The following is a 15,426-nucleotide window of genomic DNA, read 5'->3' on the forward strand; positions in this document are numbered from 1 at the left end:
GGCGGTCCTTACGGCCGCCCCGCGCCGCTCAGTCGGCAAGCCCAAGATCCTTCTTGTAGTCGGCGATGGCGAGGACAGCCGCGGACTGCTCCTCGGGCTCAGGCCCATGCAGTTCGATGCGTACGCGGCGCCGGTCGCCCTCGGCGACGAGGAGCCGCTCGAAGGCGCCGTAGATGGTCTGGAGCATCTGGCCCGACCGCTTCCCCGACTTCTTGTAGAAGGAGAGGTCTTCGCACAGCGAGTACGCGAGGGCCCAGTCGCTCGCCTGGTAGAAGTCGGCTTGGCCGGACTCCTTCAGGGCATCCCACAAGCGCTTCGCGATGGGGTGCCAGGTGCGGTCACCGTTCGGCACCTTCGTGGGCCGGGCGACGCCGCGCGTCACTGACTGGACGTCTCCGCCCTTGCGTTCGCGCGGCCGGGCGAGGTCGGCTTCACGGTTGGGCACGGGGCCGGGCATGAGCCTCACCCCCAAGCGTGCAAGCGGCCCTGGCTGGGGCCTGGTTGTCAGTGGTGCGCGTTAGCCTCACGGCATGGCACAAGTTCGGAAGGCTGTCCCCGCAGAAGTGAAGCGGGCCGTTCTCGTTGAGGCGGGGCACCGATGCGCGATTCCAACGTGCAAGACCAGCACGACGGAGATCGCGCACATCAAGCCGTGGCGCGTCGTGCGCGAGCATAAGTTCGAGAACCTCATCGCGCTTTGCCCGACGTGTCACACGCGCTTCGACAGCGGGGAGATCGACCGTAAGGCGATGCTCCAGTACAAGGCGAACCTCGGTGTGATCAACGGACGGTACGGAGAGATCGAGCGCCGCGTCCTGGCGCTGTTCGCCGAGAATCCAGAGATCAACTCGGTGCCCATGCCCGCTGCCTCCGACATCGCAATGATGCACCTGGTGAAGGACGGGCTTTTCGCGCGCGGGCTGAAGCCCAACTTGGGCATCATGATTGCCAACGGGGCCTGCGCAACGATCGACTTCACGGGGAAGACCCAGGAGTTTTACACCATCACCGAGAAGGGCCGAGACCTTGTGGCCAGGCTCGCGGAGGCGCGCTCACTGAACTGACATCAGAACGTCCCGCCCGTCAGGAAGTGCGCGGAGAGCCAGGCGAGGAACACGACCAGGGCGAAGCGGCGCAGTCGGGTGGTCCGGTCCGGCACGGTGCCCTTCGCGGTGTGGAACCACTTCCAGACGTGCTCGGACAGGCTGTCGCCTGGCTGCTTCCGATACAGGGCGACGCCCTCGATCACGCAGAAGGCGGCGATCCAGCCGACCCATGCGGCAGTGAACACGGCCACCTCCTACATCAGGCCCGGATGGGCCTCCGTCCGTCTGAAGCGCTTGTCGATCCGCCGTCGTTGCGCGGCGAGCGCGAGGGCCCCCTCGCGAGAGGACTTGGCCCGGTGATGCCACCCGCAGAGCGATCTCAGGTTGGCTTCTCGGTGGTCGTCACCGGGCACGATGTGGTCCACGTCCGTAGCTGGCTCCTCGCAGCGCTGCCCGTACTGATCACGGGCCGTGCAGCGGTGTCCGTCTCTACGCAGGACGCGAATTCGGATCTTCGGCCAGTCAGCCGGCAACCTCTCGCGCCGGTCGGATGAAGCCCAGTTCGGCATCACACCCCCAGGTCGAGGAGCGCCGCGTACGCGGTCGTCGCCTGCTGTGGAACGACTCCGTTGCCGAGGATCTGGAGCTGTTGTCCGCGCGTCAGGCCGGGCACGTCGGTGACATGGCCGAGGGGGAGACCCATGAGCCACTCGACCCACACGGTGGTCACGCGCGGTCCGCCTTTGCGGCCGGGCTCGGTGGGTGGGGGAGCGGCGCGGCCGGTCACGGCCTCCCACTGCCGGATGGCGTGGAGGTATTCGCCCCACCAGTGCGCGGGGGAGTTGGGGCCGTCGACCGCTGACTCGGGCTCGCGGCCGTCGAGGATCGCCTCGGAGTACGGGAGCAGGTAGCACGCCTCGTCGTCGAGGGTGGGGCCGTGACCACCAGCTCGGCGCTCTGCGGGATGGCGAGCGCCGCCGTTAGAGCCGAGGTTGCTCGTCGGGGTCTTCAGGGGTCGCGACACAGAACCACCGGTCACGGAGGTGAGGGGCTTGAGCTGCGGTAGCTCGTACGCACACCCACCGTGCGCGGTACCCGATCGAGGCCAGGTCACCGAGGACAACTTCGAGCCCGCGCGTCCGGATGTTCGAGACGTTTTCCAGGAAGACGATCCTCGGTCGTATGACGCGAATTGCGTCAACGACGTGGACCCAGATTCCAGAACGAGTGCCTCGAATTCCAACCCGGTTCCCCGCAATACTGATGTCCTGGCAGGGCGTTCCTGCGGTAATTACGTCGACCAGGCCGACAAGCTCGGTCCAGTCGATTTCGCGGATATCGCCGAGGTTCGGGGCGTCCGGGTACCTCGCAGCGAGAATGGCGCTCGGGCCTGGCGCACTCTCCGCCACGTACACCACGCGGCCGTTCACGAGAGGGGCCACAGCCATGCCCAGGCCGCCGTACCCGGCGCAGAGTTCGAGGAGTCTCAAGCAGACCCCCTCGGGCGAAGACGTACGTACTCGCGTCTTTCGTCTTCGATCAGGGCCCCTTCGGGGCCAAGCCTGAGACTTGCGATGTACGTATGGCGTCTTCATGCAGGCGAGCCCCGTCAGGGGCTCAAGCCTCGCGAGCCTTGCGACTTACGTACTTACACTTAGAAGTCGCTAAATGATCTTGCTTTCGGAAACTAGAAACCCTGTGACCTCACTCACACTCCGACGGCGCCCGAAGGGCTACGGCGAAGGAGTGCAGCGGCGAAGGGCAGAGCCGGCCCCGAAGGGGCCGACAGAGGGAAGCCGGTAGACGACTGTGGCGGCCGGAGGCCGCCCCTTCAGGAAGTCTCGAAGACGTACAGACGTACTTCAGCCTGGCGAGCGCCACTGAACTTGATCGGGCGATGTCAGTTGATTGCCTGACAGGCGTGGGATGGGTCCGGTAGATCTGTGCTCGTGACTGACTCCACGCCCCCCGAGGACGGCGAGCCCACCTCCTTCCGCGAGAAGGCAAGGGGCTGGGCCGAGAAGCACCCCAGGACGATCCGCTTCGCCAAAGCCGCGGGCGCGACTGTAGGCATGGCTGTCGTGATCATGGTCCTCACGCCGCGCGGCATGGCAGAAGACGAAGCCGAGTTCGCCAGGCAGGCCGAGGGCACCGCAGGCACCGAGGACGCCGAGTCGGACGCCGACTCCACGGAGGAGACCGAGCAGCGGAAATCGCCCGACAAGCACAACGTCGTCCCGCACAAGAGGCGGCTCAAGGACGGCCGCGAGATCGACGTGTCGGGTTACGAGCGGGGCGGCTCCTCGGAGGCCGAGGACGAAGACCCTGGTGAAGCTGCGGCCTGACGCCTCTCATTCCTGTGCAGTGGCGACGCAGGCCCTACAGAACGCTCGCGCCGCCGCTGACCTGCGGAGATGTACGCGCTCGACCGTGTGAGTGCGAGGCCCTCGTCGACCCTGGAACCGTGGCAGAATCCGAGCTGCTAAGACGTGGCGGCCGGGAAAGTCATCGCCGAGGGGTCATACCCCCACCCCCACGACCGAGCGTGTCGAAACGGACATTGAGCCACCATGCCGGCCGTTCGCCGTCGAAAAGTGACATACGCGCTCATGCATTCGCATCGCGCGCAACGCGTTGCATAGCCGTACGTGAGCGCATGGCCAGGGCATTCACGCCACAGAGTCCATGAGCGGGCATGTGGAGGCAACGCAATGCACAGCGGGACAGGACGGGCCAGGCCCTACGCGTACGCGCGCGAGAGGGCAGGCAGGCCGGTTACGGCGGGGGTTGTGGTGAGGTCCGTCGGTCGTGTTAAGGTGTGACCACACCACGACGAACGGCCCGGCAACGGGGCGGACGGAATGGCGTGCAGGATCGGGAAACCGCAGCTCACGCAAAGGGGTTGCGGAGTAGTCCGAGAATCATGTTAAGGTGTGACCACGCCGAACGGGCCGCAAGGTTCGGGAGGGCAGCGATCCGGCCGCACGGTCCGGGCGGTAGGACAATGGGAGTGCCTACCGCTGACCAGGCCAGACGCGAAACTCCGAACGGCGAGAGTGATAAGGTGAGACCACGTCGAACCAGCCCGGTTCGGCAAATCAAATCGGCTGGTGTAAACTTGAGACCAGCTCACCCGAAAGGCAAGGTCACTTGACCGAGTACGTGTTCAGCGACGCCGACCGTGAGAACGGCAAGGCGGTCGGAGTGAAGAAGTCGGACGGCGACTTCCGGTGCTACCAATGTGTCGACTTCAGCTTCTACGAGCGGAACGTCACCGAGCGGGATGTCGAGGAGCGGTGCGCCTACTGCGGGGGATTCGTCTTCATCGCCCCCGAGGTGATCGCCCAGATCGAGGCGCCGAAGCCGGTTCGGCCGGTCAGCCTCGCCAAGCCCGAGGTTCAGCGGTTCGACCTGCTGACCATCGCCTACAACCTGCGCACCCGACTGGATGCGGTGTCGTACGCCCTCGACAAGTCCCGTCAGCGGGTCGCGGAGCTGGAAGCCCGGCTCGCTGACCGCGAGGGCGCCGGTCTTGTCGAGACCGTCGACGCCTAGGGCTCAGTGTAAACATGTAACCGGGTCGCCCCTTCCCATACAGGGAGAGGGCGGGGGCGACCCTCCGCTGAATGTGAGGACGCATGAAGATCACGCTGGACGAGGTGTTCGGGGGCGAGACGCTCGAAGCCCGAACCTTCCACGAACTGTGCGGTGAAGTTGCCCGACACGAACATGGGACCTGCAAGGACAACACGTGTGAGATCCCGAGCATGATCGAGCACGGCCACTACTTCGCCGCAGTGCATCGTCTTGCCGGCGCCTCGGAGTTCCCCGCCGTCGATGCCCTGTACGCCAAGTTCAGCCGGTGGCTGTCGATCAAGAAGTGCGACAAGGATGCCGACGAGTGGTGGAAGTTCGTCGAGCCCTTCAGCGTCAAGTGCCACGACTGCGGAGCCATCGTGTACGGCGACCCGGTGGACGAGACGTTCCCCGACGACAGGTGCTCGAACTGCTGGAAGCCGGTCGGAGTCGAGTCCTTCATCTCGACCTTCACGGAGTCCGTGAGTGAGTCACTCCTCTGGTCCACCCTCGTGTGGAACGCGGACGGGTCCGACGTAGGCAATGCCGAGGAGCACTTCGACGAGGGGGACATCCCCTCGGAGAAGCGGGACGAGATCGAGCAGATGTGCCGGGCCTTCGTGTCGGAGAACTGGGAGATCCTCGGCCACTACCAGGACGAGGCCCACAACCTCGGTCACGAGTACCTCGTGATGGCTGCACACCTCGACTCCGGGTTCTACCGGTACGTATCGGGCGAGCACGGTGACGCCCTGCGAGAACTGGCCCGCGCCGACACCCTGCCGGAGCTGCACGGCTACATCGGCGACGACGGTTCGTACCACCTCGACTGATCACCTGGCCGCCCCTCCTCAAACAGGGGGTGGGAGGGGGCGGCCCCCCAACGCAAAGGCGAAACACCCCACTTGGGGTGTCAGCGGCAGGCGGCTCCTGCCCTCTGACGATGCCAGCCCGCGTCAGTCCATCCCCATCACTCGAATGCGAGGACCCATGAACACCCATGTCCAATCCGCGGTGAAGGCTGCCGCCGGCACCCTGCTGCCCCACAGCGCGATCTACTGCCTTGCCTTGGGCTACGACCGCGAAGAGTTCCGGCTCATGGCCCGCAAGGCGGAGGACAAGGCGCTTCCGCACATGGCGAAGGAGTACCACCAGCGCGCCGACTTCGCCGCCGCACTGCAACACGCGGTCCTGTGGCGGTTCGTCGAGGACGACGAGCTGATCGTGACCCACTGGGAACTGCTCCTGGGTGCCGTCGTCCGCCGCGAGGCGTACGAGCTGGTTGAGGCCGACCGCGCCCGGAAGCTCCTTGCCGACAACCCGGACGACGAGATGTACCGCGACATCTGGACGTGGGAACGCGACCGCGCGGACAAGAACGCCGCCACCCTTGCCGAGCTGAAGTCCAAGCTCACCGCCGTGCGCGATACCGTCCGCGCCGCGACCGCCTGACCCTCCCCCTTCGGGCCTCTCTGCACACAGGGAGAGCGGGGAGGCCCCCTCGCGAAAGAGCACCCAGACATGATCAAGATTGACGACTCGATCGCCTTCATCGCCCCCGACTGCGGCGCGCTGTCCCTCCTCGTTCGTATCGGGGACGTGGTGGTCGCAGGGTTCTTCGAGCCGCTCGAAGACGACCCCAGCGCCCAGGTGATCACGAACTTCGACCTCCCGACGTACGAGGAGCGCGAGGCCGCAGCCAAGGCCCACATCGACAGCGCCGCGATCACTCACATCCTCGACGGCTGGGACCTGGTCTCCGCCTGACCTGCCCAAGCGCAAAGGCGAAACCTCCGAAAGGGGGTCGGCGGTAGGCGGTTCCTACCCCCTGACGATGCCAACCCGCGCGTCGGTACTCACTACCCAAGGTATAAACATGAGACCGGATGACGACAAGCTCGCAAAGATCCGCGCACTCCTCACGAAGGCCGAGGACCCGGCCGCCACCCCCGACGAGGCGCAAGCGTTCTTCGCGAAGGCCGCCGAGCTGATGGCGAAGTACGGCATCGAGCGGGCGATGCTCGCCGACTCCGACGCGAACGCCGACCGGCCGGGCGACCGTGTGATCGTGGTCGAGGGCCACTACGCGAGCGATCGGCTACACCTCCTCGGTCATCTTGCGCACGCGCTGCACTGCGACAGCGTGAAGAAGAGTGTGGAGCGGGGAAAGACCGAGGTTCATCTCTTCGGATACGAGTCCGACCTCGACCGCGTAGAGATGCTGTTCACCTCTCTCCTTCTTCAGATGTTCAACGGTGTCCGCCAGGGGCGCCCTGCGCCTGGCGAGAAGCTGGTCACCTACCGGAAGGCGTGGATGGCGGGATTCATCCTCCGCATCCACGAACGCCTCCTGGAGATCGAAGCCCGCGTCCAACAGGAAGCCCCGGCTGCCGCCTCGGGCCGCTCGGCCGAACTGGTCTTGGCAGACCGGAAGTCCGTGATTCAGGCCCGCCTCGCGGCTGCTTACCCCGGCGCCCGCACGCCCAGCGGCTCTACGCGCCGACGAGGAACCGGCCTCAATGCGGGGCGGGAGGCGGCGAACCGCGCTGACCTCGGACAGACCCGAGTCGGCGGACGCCGAGCCATCAGCGCCTGATCCCCAGCCATCGGCCGCCCTCTGCACACAGGGAGAGCGGGGGCGGCCCTCTTCGAACACAGAAAGAGCCGGACATGATGCCGTCCGTTGAGAACGCGGAGTCGATCCCGTTCGAAAAGATCAAAGAACTCGTGGCCAAGGTGCTCACGACCACGCGAGAGGTCGAGGCGTGGCGCCAGGACTACGACCCCAAGTCTGACGAGTGGTACACGCTGTGCGACCTCGCCGAGACCACCGAGAGCCTGGTCTTCGCCTTGCCCGTCGAGATGCTCCCTGAGAAGGAGTGGCGCTACGTCAGCCCCGCCGAATACGCGGCCTGCGACGAGCTGCTCACGATCCTCGCCGACACCGAAGCCGAACGGCAGGCGTAACCCCCTCCGCACGCAGGTGGCCCCTCCTCACAGGGAGCGAGGAGGGGCCACCCCGAAAGGCTACCAATGGTCACGATCATCTGCGCCGAGTGCGGACAGGCCCCCTTCGGCGTCCAGCCCTCCGGACTCTTCCGCTGCGACAACTGCGGCTCCGAGATCACCACCCGAGACCTGGTCTTCGACGAGGGCGAGGTCTGGGTCATCGACTCCGCCGGCACTCTCGGCTACCTCCCGGCCTCCGACCACTCCTGACCCAAGGACCCCCATGAAGAACCTCCGCGACCACATCGAACTGACCGCCGAGAAGGCGCAGATCGAGGCCGACATGAAGTACGCCGTGACCTTGGACTTCGGCCCGTACCTCGGCTACCTCGGCGCCTACGGCCAGACCCTCGACCGCATGGCGAGCGAGTACCAACAGCACGAGATCGCCCGCCGCATCCTCACCGCCTACGCCGACGAGGCCCTCGACCGAGCCAACGGCAACTGACTTACCCAACTCCCTGAAAGGCAAGGGCACATGACCGCTGAACCGTCCCTCTCCTCCTTCTTGCCCGACAACAAACGCAACCGCGACTCCCTCGCCGCCGCCTGGCTACGCATGCTCGAACTCGGCTACACCACCCGCGCCATGCCGGTCGACGAGCCCGAGGGGTGCACCCGCACCCGGTGTGCCGGAGTCCACGAGGGCTACCCCGGCAGTGAGCACCGGTGGGCCCTGCACTGCTTGCTGTGCGCCGTCGACATCGAGGTCTTCTACAGCCACATGCGCGAGCGCAAGGGCAAGAACCCGGCGCCGCCCCGCCGTCACAAGGGCTGCAAGTTCAGCGGCCCGACCCGCTCCTCGGCCCGCGCCGCCCGCTACACCGAACTCGGCCTCGCCCTCCCCGCCTGGGACACCGACGCCCACGCCGCCCGCCTCGCTGCCTGACGCACTCGAAGGAGACCAACATGTCTGCCGACGTTCTCGCCACCACCGACGACGGTCGCTTCCGCGTCCGCCTCGTCCGCGACGACCACCCCGAGAACCCCCGCAACGACGACGAGACGCTCGTCCACGTCATCACGATCGACACCCACGCCGGGCAGTACCACCCCGTCGACACGGACGGCGGCCCGCTCGCCGAAGTGTGGGAGCGCCTGAAGTGGAACCGCTGGACCGGTGTGGACACCTTCACCCGCTACGTCTCGATCATGCACGGCGGGATCGTGCTGGAGTCCAGCCCGGAAAGAGGCCCGCGCTCGCTCTGGTACGTGACCGGCGAAGAGGCCCGAGCCATCGACGGCGGCCTCCTCACCGAGGGGTACGTCGAGGCAGAGATGCAGGAGTACGAGGCGTGGGCCACGGGCGATGTGTGGGGTTTCGTGGTCGAGGAGCGCGTCGGCTGGACCCGCGACGACGATCCCGACGAGTCCATGGAGACCTGGGAGCACGTCGACTCTTGCTTCGGCTTCTACGGCAAGCCGTACGCCCGCAGCCAGGCCCGCGAGGCCCTCCGTTTCTACGCCGCCCGATCCGCTGGCAACGTCGCCATCCAGACCCAGGTGTAAACATTGACCCGGTCGCCCCTTCCCAAACAAGGAGTGGGCAGGGGCGCCCCCTCACGGAAAGCAGAGACCAACATGAGCACGACCGAGTTCGAGTACGCCGGGCATGTCGGCCTGTCCTTCGGCACCGTCTACTTCGAGCGCCTGGCCGAGGAGCCCAACGACAAGCCGTGGGCCACCACCGACCGGTCATGGGTAACCGCCTACCGAGTGACCGGTCCCCGAATCCGCGGGACGGTCCGGATCATTCCGAAGTACGACGAGCCGCTCGCCACCTGGCACAACAACGGCCCCAACGAGAACGCTTGGGAGTTCCTCCCGACCGGCTTCTACGTCGGGTACGGCCGAGCCCACCATGCAGACTGCGAAGGCGACCTCGAAGTGTGGGGGTCGACCCTGGCCGAAGGGGTGCACGTCTTCACGAAGCGCGACATGGACTGGAACTTCTCCGTGCGCCGCAGAGAAGGCGGCATCGACGACTACCCGGCGCCGAGGGGCACCCGCGACAAGGCGCGCGAACTGATCCGGGCCCTGGTCGAACTGCACCAGCAGGACGCCATGCACGTCTACACGAAGGCCGTCGCGCTCGCCCGCGAGAAGCGCGCCAAGCGCACGGCTGCCTTGCGCGAGGAGTACCGCGAGGTCGACCGGATACTCCGCGAACTCCAGGGCCGTCACGCCGAACTGCAAGTGCGCCGCAGCCTCATGGAGGGCGAGTGGTCCTTCGAGACCGCGATCGACGAAGCGGCCCCGACCGCCGACGCGCAGACCGCCTAACCCACCCCCGCGAAGGAGACAGACAGATGCCCGTTCCCTTGGTTGGTCTTGCCGGCGCCGCGCGCTCGGGCAAGGACACCGCTGCTCAGGCCCTTCTCGACATGGGCTGGACCCGCCGGGCCTTCGCCGACAAGGTGCGCGAGGTGCTGTACGCCCTCGACCCGGTGCTGATCGAGCCCCACTACCCCGAAGGAGTCACCTCCCTGCGGTACGAGGTCGACTCGTACGGCTGGGCCGACGTGAAGGAGATGTATCCGGTGGTACGCGGCTACCAACAGCGGCTCGGTACGGAGGGCGGCCGAGAGGTTCTCGGCGACGGAGTATGGGTCGACGCCCTGTTCCGCGACTTCGAGACGTGGGGCCCGACCGTCATCACGGACGTGCGATTCCCCAACGAGGCGAACGCGATCCGGGAGCGCGGAGGGCTGGTCGTGCGGATCGAGCGGCCCGGCCAGGAGCTGATTCGCGAGGCGGGCCACATCAGCGAGAACTCCCTCGCGGGATACCTGTACGACGACGTGATCCCCAACGACGGCACCGTGGCCCTGCTCCGCGACCGTGTGATGCAGCTCATTCCGCTCACTGTGTAAACATGAGACTGGAGTGTTAAGGTTGTTCTATGCGACTGACTCCCCGGAAGGAGGAGGTCGAGGCGATCAAGGCGCTCTTGGAGGACCCCACCTTCGAGAACGCCGACCAGATGGCCAAGGCCATCTACAAGGAAGCCGCCGATCTCATCCAGATGCGCAACACCCTGGCCCTCGTCCACACCTGGGCCGATGGTCACCGCGGCCTCAACTTCGGCCCGTTCGGCAGCGAAGCAGAGATCAAGACCTTCGCTTCGAAAATGGCGTTCGGAGGCACCGGCCGCCTCGTGCAACTCCACAGCCCTGGCGTGATGTTGGCGAACGTGGACGGCAAGAAGGGCTGGAAGGGCTACTGCTTCCACCCCGAATGCGGCCATGCACCCTTCACCCACTCCGCAGCGGGCGCCGGCAGAGGCGCTTGCCAACTGCCCACCTGCCCCTGCGGCAAGTTCCAGGCGAAATGACCCCCAGAACGGACCCGCCATGACCGAACTCCGCGCCCCCAGAATCACCACGGCACAGATCGCCGAACTGCGTTCCCTCCGTGAGGGCCCGCGCGTGACCAAAGCCTTCCTCGCCCGCCTGGCTGAGCACTACGTGAAAGCCGAGAACGAAGGCGTACTGAACCCCGCCCGCCACTTCGCCGACTATCTCGGAGTCCAACGTCAGACCGTCCTCACCTACATGCGGATGGCTCGGCGCGGTGGTCTCACCCCGAAGAACCGTCCCTGATCAGCCGAAGGAGTACCCCGTGAAGACCGTCGACTTCTACACCTGCGACTGCTCCGACAAACGAGCCTTCCCTGACAAGCGCTCCGCTGAGAAGGCTCTCGGCCGCGCGCAGGCCAAGCGCGACCGTCAGGCCCAGGCGATCCGAGGGCGTGGGCCGATCAACCGAGAGAACCGTGCCTACGAGTGCGAGTTCGGCATGTGGCACCTGACGAGGCAGTCCCGCCGCTCCTACGAGGAGTACACCTCCAACTGCGCGGCCTAACTGTAAACATTGGACCGAAAGGGATCATCATCGCGTATCGCGACGACATGACAGTCCATCTCGTCGAGCACGCCGTGTCGGGCGAGGCGCCCGGCGCCCGCGCTAACGGGCGGGTGGCGGCTTGACGGCAGGGGGGAGCAACCGGCTTCTGACGCCGGAGGAAGTCGCCGAATGGTTCAAGGTCAGCGAGATCACCGTCAAGAACAAGTACCGCGCCTGGGGGCTGAAGCCGCAAAAGGTCGGGCGCCTCCTGCGCTTTCGAGAGCGCGATGTCGTGACCTACCTCGAAGACCACTACGGCTAAACGCCACTCCCATGCCCGAACACATAGAAAGGGGGCTGCATGGCCACCGTATTTCAGAAGTGCAAGACCGACCCGCAGAGTAAGGAGTACCCCTGCGAGAAGACGCGTTGCGGACACAAGTGGACTGTCCGCTACAGAGAGCCCGGCGGGCGGACTGCACGCCAGCGTGAGAGAACCTTCGACAAGAAGACCGGCCCGGACGGCGCCGACGCCTTTGCCTCGAAGGTCGAGCACGACAAGGGGATGGGGATCTATCTCGACCCGCAGCGCGGGGCCATCACCCTTTGGGCCTGGTCGCGGGAATGGCTCGATCGGCAGATCCTCGCCGAGGGCACCATGCGCAACTACGAGGGGTTCACGAAGAACCACCTCGTTCCCCTTCTCGGCCGCAAGACCCTGGCAGGGCTCGCGACGGCCGACTTCGAGCGCTTCATAGCCACTCTCCACCGTGGCGGCGAGGGCATGGCCGCCTCGACGATCAACGACCGTATGAAGTTCGTGACGGCCATGCTTGAGTCGGCCATCGTCGAGAAGCGCATATCGGAGAACCCCGCGAGGGGTGTCAAGATCGCTCGGACGAGTTCGCTCGCCGTGGACGAGGACGAGATCCCCGACCTCGAAGAGGTCGAGCTGATCGCGAAGCACATCTCGCCGCAGTACCGGCTGACCGTCTACTTGCAGTCGGGAGCCGGGCTCCGGATCAGTGAGTGCCTGGGCTTCGCGAGAGAATGCCGGCGAACCGAGTTCATCCGCGTCCGCTGGCAGGTCAGCTCGAAGGCCAACCGGGGCGACTGCCGCACCACGTTCGTGCCCCTGAAGCATCGGGCCGAGGGGGAGTACAGGGACGTCCCGATCGCCCCCTTCATCGACGAGGAGATCGACGCCCACTTGGAGCAGTGGGACCCGATCCCCGTGACGTTCAAGGATCAGGCGGGCAAGGACCGGCAGCTCGACGTCTACTTCGCACCCCGCGAGCGGGGCAAAGGCACGATGCCCACGGCCACGACGTACGCGTACCACTTCAGGAAGGCGTGCAAGGCTGCGGGCCTGGTCGACGTCAACGGCAAGCCGAAGTACACGCCGCATTCACTGAGGCACTTCTTCGCCTCGACGGCCTTGGCGAACGGCATCCCGATCCACGAGGTCTCCCGGTGGCTCGGCCACAAGTCGATCAAGACGACCGTGGACATTTATGGCCATCTCGTTCCAGGAGCCTGGCACCGCTGCCGAGAGGTTATGCAGATCGCCATGCGGCCGAGCGTGGTCTCCACCGACTTGGCTGCTTAGCTTGGATGTCGGGCCGCTACCCATCTACCCGGCTATTCCGTCGCCAACGGATCGGCGCATGGCTAGCCTCTCGGCATGGGTGTTGACGAGCAGGCGATGCGCGACGAGTTTGAGCGTCGGGAGAAGAAGCGATCAGAGGCCTACAGCGAGATGATCGCAGTTGTGGGGAGGGTGGCGCAGGCCAGCGCTCGACTCGAACTCCAGCTCCGCCAGCTCATGCAGACGTTGCTGGATTCGAAGTATGCCCGGCTGGTCGCAGCTGGCCTTGCGGCGGGCGAGCTGATCGACACTTGCACCGTCTTGCTCCGGGTGAACAAGGAGATCAGCGAAGACCAGCGTACCGAGGGTCTGGATCTACTGGCTGGTCTCAAAGAGGTTCTCGGTGTCCGTAACAACCTTGTTCACGGCTTGATCGCGATGTCGGGCAGTGGGCTCCATGACCTGGAGGCTCCGGAGCCCGTGGTGGAAACGATTGCGCTGGTGAGTAAGAGGCGGAAGCCTGAGCTCATGGTCACCGTAACCGTGGCAGATGCTGAGAAGACCATCGAGGACCTCCACAAGCGAGCGGATGGCATCCTACGCTGGGTGGCCACATACCTTCCTGGTCCGCTCAACCGCGAGCAGGTTGTCAGCTAACCGCCCAAGTCACGGTGCCGTGCTGATTCTGTGCTGACTTAGATCTCTCAGAACCACGTTTCCGCAGGTGGGAGCGTTGTAGTCAACATTCCGCTTCAACGTCTGAGCACCGCGAAGGGGCCGGTTCCTGTGGAGCCGGCCCCTCTTCATGTGCCGCCGGCTCCGAAGCCCTGAAAGGGTGCGCTGATGGGACTCTTCGACAAGCTGAACGGAACCAAGTACCCCGCGGACGGTGTCGTGCCCGTCTCGGTCGGGGAAGTGCGGGGGGTGCTGCTCGGGCTCGGTGGGGGTGATGTGCCGTATGTCGTCAGGGACGGGGCTCCGGAGGGGGCCGATCTGGTGGCGGAGTGGCGGGTGGCGGAGCCGGCGTGGCAGAGCGTCTTCGTGCGGTCGCAGCTGACGCGTGCCGTCCGGTTCCGGATGCGGCTGGTCGAGAAGGAGCACGAGGTGCGGGTCATCGAGGAGGGGTGGCAGGTGAAGCGGGTCGGCAACCCGCCGAGGCTGGAGGTGTCGGGGGAGTACACGCGCGGGCCCGACCGGACCGTCTCCCGCAGCTACGCCGTCAAGCGCGGGGAGAGCGGCGGGATCGAGGCCACGGAGACGTTCCGTTTCGACAGTGCGGAGCTGCGTGATCCGCTTCAGGCCGCCGTCCTCAAGGCGGGCTGGATCTGGCGGGGAGTGATGTTCGGCAGGTTGTGAGACCGGTCTGCGGCGAAAACGGACGGGTCCGGGCGGGACCGGCGAACTAGCCTGGTTGCGAAGGCTGTTGAGGAGAGCGTCGACTTCGCACAGGACGGGGAGCGATATGGGCAAGGTCTGGCTGGTCACCGGTGCGAGCAGTGGGTTCGGGCGGGCGATCGCGGAGGCGGCCCTCGCGGACGGGGACTTCGTGGTCGGGGCGGCGCGTCGGACGGAGGCGTTGGACGAGCTGGTGGCGGCGCACCCCGGGCAGGTGGAGGCGCTGCGGCTGGACGTGGCCGACACCGCGGCCGCCGAGGAGGCGGTACGGGACGTGGTGGCCCGGCACGGACGCGTGGACGTGCTGGTCAACAACGCGGGCAGGACGCACGTCGGGGCCTTCGAGGAGACCGGCGAGCGGGAGCTGCGGGACCTGTTCGACGTGCACGTCTTCGGGCCCGCCGCGCTGGTGCGGGCCGTCCTGCCGTCGATGCGCGAGCGGCGCTCGGGCGCGATCGTGCAGATGAGCAGCATGGGCGGGCAGATGTCCTTCGCGGGCTTCTCGGCGTACAGCGGAACCAAGTTCGCCCTGGAGGGCATGTCCGAGGCGCTCGCGGACGAGGTGCGGGACTTCGGCATCAAGGTGCTGATCGTGGAGCCGGGCTCCTTCCGCACCGGTCTCTTCGAGACCGGCCGGGCCGGCACGAGCGCGGACAGCGGGGTCTACGGCAAGGTCAGCGAGACCCGGGGAGCCGTCGCCGGCGGTGACGGCTCCCAGCCCGGCGACCCGGCCAAGGCGGCCGCGCTCATCCTGGCCGCCCTCCGGGCCGACCCCACCCCGCTCCGCCTCCCCCTCGGCGACGACGGCGTCACCGCCGTCCTCGGCCATCTCGACCAGGTCCGCGAGGACATCGCGGCCTGGGAGAAGCGGACCAGGGCGACCGACTTCGACGACTGACGCGACCGGGCCCGTTGTCAGTGCCGGGTGCGACCATGGCTTGCGCGGGGGAGGACGGCACACGAGGG

The 15,426-nt window shown here is 66.4% G+C and carries 26 protein-coding genes; 22 read left to right on the plus strand and 4 right to left on the minus strand.

Annotated features, from left to right (window positions below; all coding sequences use genetic code 11):
- Nucleotides 1-28: 28 nt before the first annotated feature.
- Entirely contained in the window at nt 29-445 is a 417-nt protein-coding gene (locus K4B79_RS12325) for a phage terminase small subunit (RefSeq protein WP_232026558.1), read from the minus strand.
- 85 nt (nt 446-530) lie between these two features.
- On the opposite strand from K4B79_RS12325, the gene K4B79_RS12330 reads away from it, so the two are divergent.
- Nucleotides 531-1,064 carry an HNH endonuclease gene (locus K4B79_RS12330; protein WP_232026559.1) on the plus strand — a complete coding sequence of 178 codons (534 nt, stop codon included), beginning with the start codon at nt 531-533 and terminating at the stop codon, nt 1,062-1,064.
- A 2-nt stretch (nt 1,065-1,066) separates the two neighbouring features.
- On the opposite strand, the gene K4B79_RS12335 is transcribed toward K4B79_RS12330, so the two are convergent.
- The 3 genes from K4B79_RS12335 to K4B79_RS12345 form a co-directional block, all read right to left on the minus strand.
- Nucleotides 1,067-1,291, minus strand: a complete 225-nt coding sequence (locus K4B79_RS12335; protein WP_232026560.1) for a hypothetical protein — start codon at nt 1,289-1,291, stop codon at nt 1,067-1,069.
- A gap of 323 nt (nt 1,292-1,614) precedes the next feature.
- A complete protein-coding gene (locus tag K4B79_RS12340; RefSeq protein ID WP_232026561.1) occupies nt 1,615-2,070 on the minus strand; it encodes a DNA (cytosine-5-)-methyltransferase in 456 nt (151 codons plus the stop codon).
- Nucleotides 2,027-2,641 carry a DNA cytosine methyltransferase gene (locus K4B79_RS12345; protein WP_308280431.1) on the minus strand — a complete coding sequence of 205 codons (615 nt, stop codon included), beginning with the start codon at nt 2,639-2,641 and terminating at the stop codon, nt 2,027-2,029. Before K4B79_RS12345 ends, K4B79_RS12340 begins: the two co-directional genes overlap by 44 nt.
- Before the next feature lie 354 nt (nt 2,642-2,995).
- Here K4B79_RS12345 and K4B79_RS12350 point away from each other — a divergent pair, with 354 nt between their 5' ends.
- The 21 genes from K4B79_RS12350 to K4B79_RS12450 all read left to right on the plus strand — a co-directional run bounded on the left by K4B79_RS12350 (nt 2,996) and on the right by K4B79_RS12450 (nt 15,358).
- The gene (locus K4B79_RS12350; protein ID WP_232026562.1) at nt 2,996-3,391 is read left to right on the plus strand and encodes a hypothetical protein; all 396 of its coding nucleotides are present in this window, start codon (nt 2,996-2,998) and stop codon (nt 3,389-3,391) included.
- A gap of 805 nt (nt 3,392-4,196) precedes the next feature.
- The gene (locus tag K4B79_RS12355; RefSeq protein WP_232026563.1) at nt 4,197-4,601 is read left to right on the plus strand and encodes a hypothetical protein; all 405 of its coding nucleotides are present in this window, start codon (nt 4,197-4,199) and stop codon (nt 4,599-4,601) included.
- 83 nt (nt 4,602-4,684) lie between these two features.
- On the plus strand, nt 4,685-5,455 hold the full coding sequence (locus K4B79_RS12360) for a hypothetical protein (protein WP_232026564.1): 771 nt from the start codon (nt 4,685-4,687) through the stop codon (nt 5,453-5,455).
- Nucleotides 5,456-5,612: 157 nt separating this feature from the next.
- Nucleotides 5,613-6,074, plus strand: coding sequence for a hypothetical protein (locus tag K4B79_RS12365; protein WP_232026565.1), 462 nt, complete (start codon nt 5,613-5,615; stop codon nt 6,072-6,074).
- Nucleotides 6,075-6,143: 69 nt separating this feature from the next.
- Nucleotides 6,144-6,389 (plus strand): hypothetical protein, encoded by a 246-nt coding sequence (locus K4B79_RS12370; RefSeq protein WP_232026566.1) that lies wholly within the window; start codon nt 6,144-6,146, stop codon nt 6,387-6,389.
- Nucleotides 6,390-6,498: 109 nt separating this feature from the next.
- Nucleotides 6,499-7,218, plus strand: a complete 720-nt coding sequence (locus K4B79_RS12375; protein WP_232026567.1) for a DUF2786 domain-containing protein — start codon at nt 6,499-6,501, stop codon at nt 7,216-7,218.
- Nucleotides 7,219-7,292: 74 nt separating this feature from the next.
- Nucleotides 7,293-7,589, plus strand: coding sequence for a hypothetical protein (locus tag K4B79_RS12380; RefSeq protein WP_232026568.1), 297 nt, complete (start codon nt 7,293-7,295; stop codon nt 7,587-7,589).
- A 66-nt stretch (nt 7,590-7,655) separates the two neighbouring features.
- Nucleotides 7,656-7,841: a hypothetical protein gene (locus K4B79_RS12385; protein ID WP_232026569.1), complete on the plus strand. Its 186-nt coding sequence runs from the start codon at nt 7,656-7,658 to the stop codon at nt 7,839-7,841.
- Nucleotides 7,842-7,854: 13 nt separating this feature from the next.
- Nucleotides 7,855-8,079: a hypothetical protein gene (locus tag K4B79_RS12390; RefSeq protein ID WP_232026570.1), complete on the plus strand. Its 225-nt coding sequence runs from the start codon at nt 7,855-7,857 to the stop codon at nt 8,077-8,079.
- Between the two features lie 30 nt (nt 8,080-8,109).
- The gene (locus tag K4B79_RS12395; RefSeq protein WP_232026571.1) at nt 8,110-8,520 is read left to right on the plus strand and encodes a hypothetical protein; all 411 of its coding nucleotides are present in this window, start codon (nt 8,110-8,112) and stop codon (nt 8,518-8,520) included.
- A 20-nt stretch (nt 8,521-8,540) separates the two neighbouring features.
- Nucleotides 8,541-9,140: a hypothetical protein gene (locus tag K4B79_RS12400; protein ID WP_232026572.1), complete on the plus strand. Its 600-nt coding sequence runs from the start codon at nt 8,541-8,543 to the stop codon at nt 9,138-9,140.
- 72 nt (nt 9,141-9,212) lie between these two features.
- Nucleotides 9,213-9,914 (plus strand): hypothetical protein, encoded by a 702-nt coding sequence (locus K4B79_RS12405; protein ID WP_232026573.1) that lies wholly within the window; start codon nt 9,213-9,215, stop codon nt 9,912-9,914.
- 26 nt (nt 9,915-9,940) lie between these two features.
- Nucleotides 9,941-10,504, plus strand: a complete 564-nt coding sequence (locus tag K4B79_RS12410; protein WP_232026574.1) for a deoxynucleotide monophosphate kinase family protein — start codon at nt 9,941-9,943, stop codon at nt 10,502-10,504.
- Between the two features lie 29 nt (nt 10,505-10,533).
- A complete protein-coding gene (locus tag K4B79_RS12415) occupies nt 10,534-10,965 on the plus strand; it encodes a hypothetical protein (protein ID WP_232026575.1) in 432 nt (143 codons plus the stop codon).
- Nucleotides 10,966-10,984: 19 nt separating this feature from the next.
- Nucleotides 10,985-11,233, plus strand: a complete 249-nt coding sequence (locus tag K4B79_RS12420) for a hypothetical protein (RefSeq protein WP_232026576.1) — start codon at nt 10,985-10,987, stop codon at nt 11,231-11,233.
- A gap of 19 nt (nt 11,234-11,252) precedes the next feature.
- Complete coding sequence (locus K4B79_RS12425) at nt 11,253-11,495, plus strand: hypothetical protein (RefSeq protein WP_232026577.1); 243 nt, start codon at nt 11,253-11,255, stop codon at nt 11,493-11,495.
- A gap of 121 nt (nt 11,496-11,616) precedes the next feature.
- Nucleotides 11,617-11,799, plus strand: a complete 183-nt coding sequence (locus K4B79_RS12430) for a helix-turn-helix domain-containing protein (protein ID WP_232026578.1) — start codon at nt 11,617-11,619, stop codon at nt 11,797-11,799.
- A 39-nt stretch (nt 11,800-11,838) separates the two neighbouring features.
- A complete protein-coding gene (locus K4B79_RS12435; protein ID WP_232026579.1) occupies nt 11,839-13,086 on the plus strand; it encodes a tyrosine-type recombinase/integrase in 1,248 nt (415 codons plus the stop codon).
- Between the two features lie 75 nt (nt 13,087-13,161).
- Nucleotides 13,162-13,722, plus strand: a complete 561-nt coding sequence (locus K4B79_RS12440; protein ID WP_232026580.1) for a hypothetical protein — start codon at nt 13,162-13,164, stop codon at nt 13,720-13,722.
- Between the two features lie 186 nt (nt 13,723-13,908).
- Nucleotides 13,909-14,421, plus strand: a complete 513-nt coding sequence (locus tag K4B79_RS12445) for a hypothetical protein (protein WP_232026581.1) — start codon at nt 13,909-13,911, stop codon at nt 14,419-14,421.
- Nucleotides 14,422-14,527: 106 nt separating this feature from the next.
- Nucleotides 14,528-15,358: an oxidoreductase gene (locus tag K4B79_RS12450; RefSeq protein WP_232026582.1), complete on the plus strand. Its 831-nt coding sequence runs from the start codon at nt 14,528-14,530 to the stop codon at nt 15,356-15,358.
- Nucleotides 15,359-15,426: the final 68 nt, after the last annotated feature.

This window comes from Streptomyces lincolnensis, from assembly GCF_021173675.1.
GTDB lineage: Bacteria > Actinomycetota > Actinomycetes > Streptomycetales > Streptomycetaceae > Streptomyces > Streptomyces lincolnensis_B.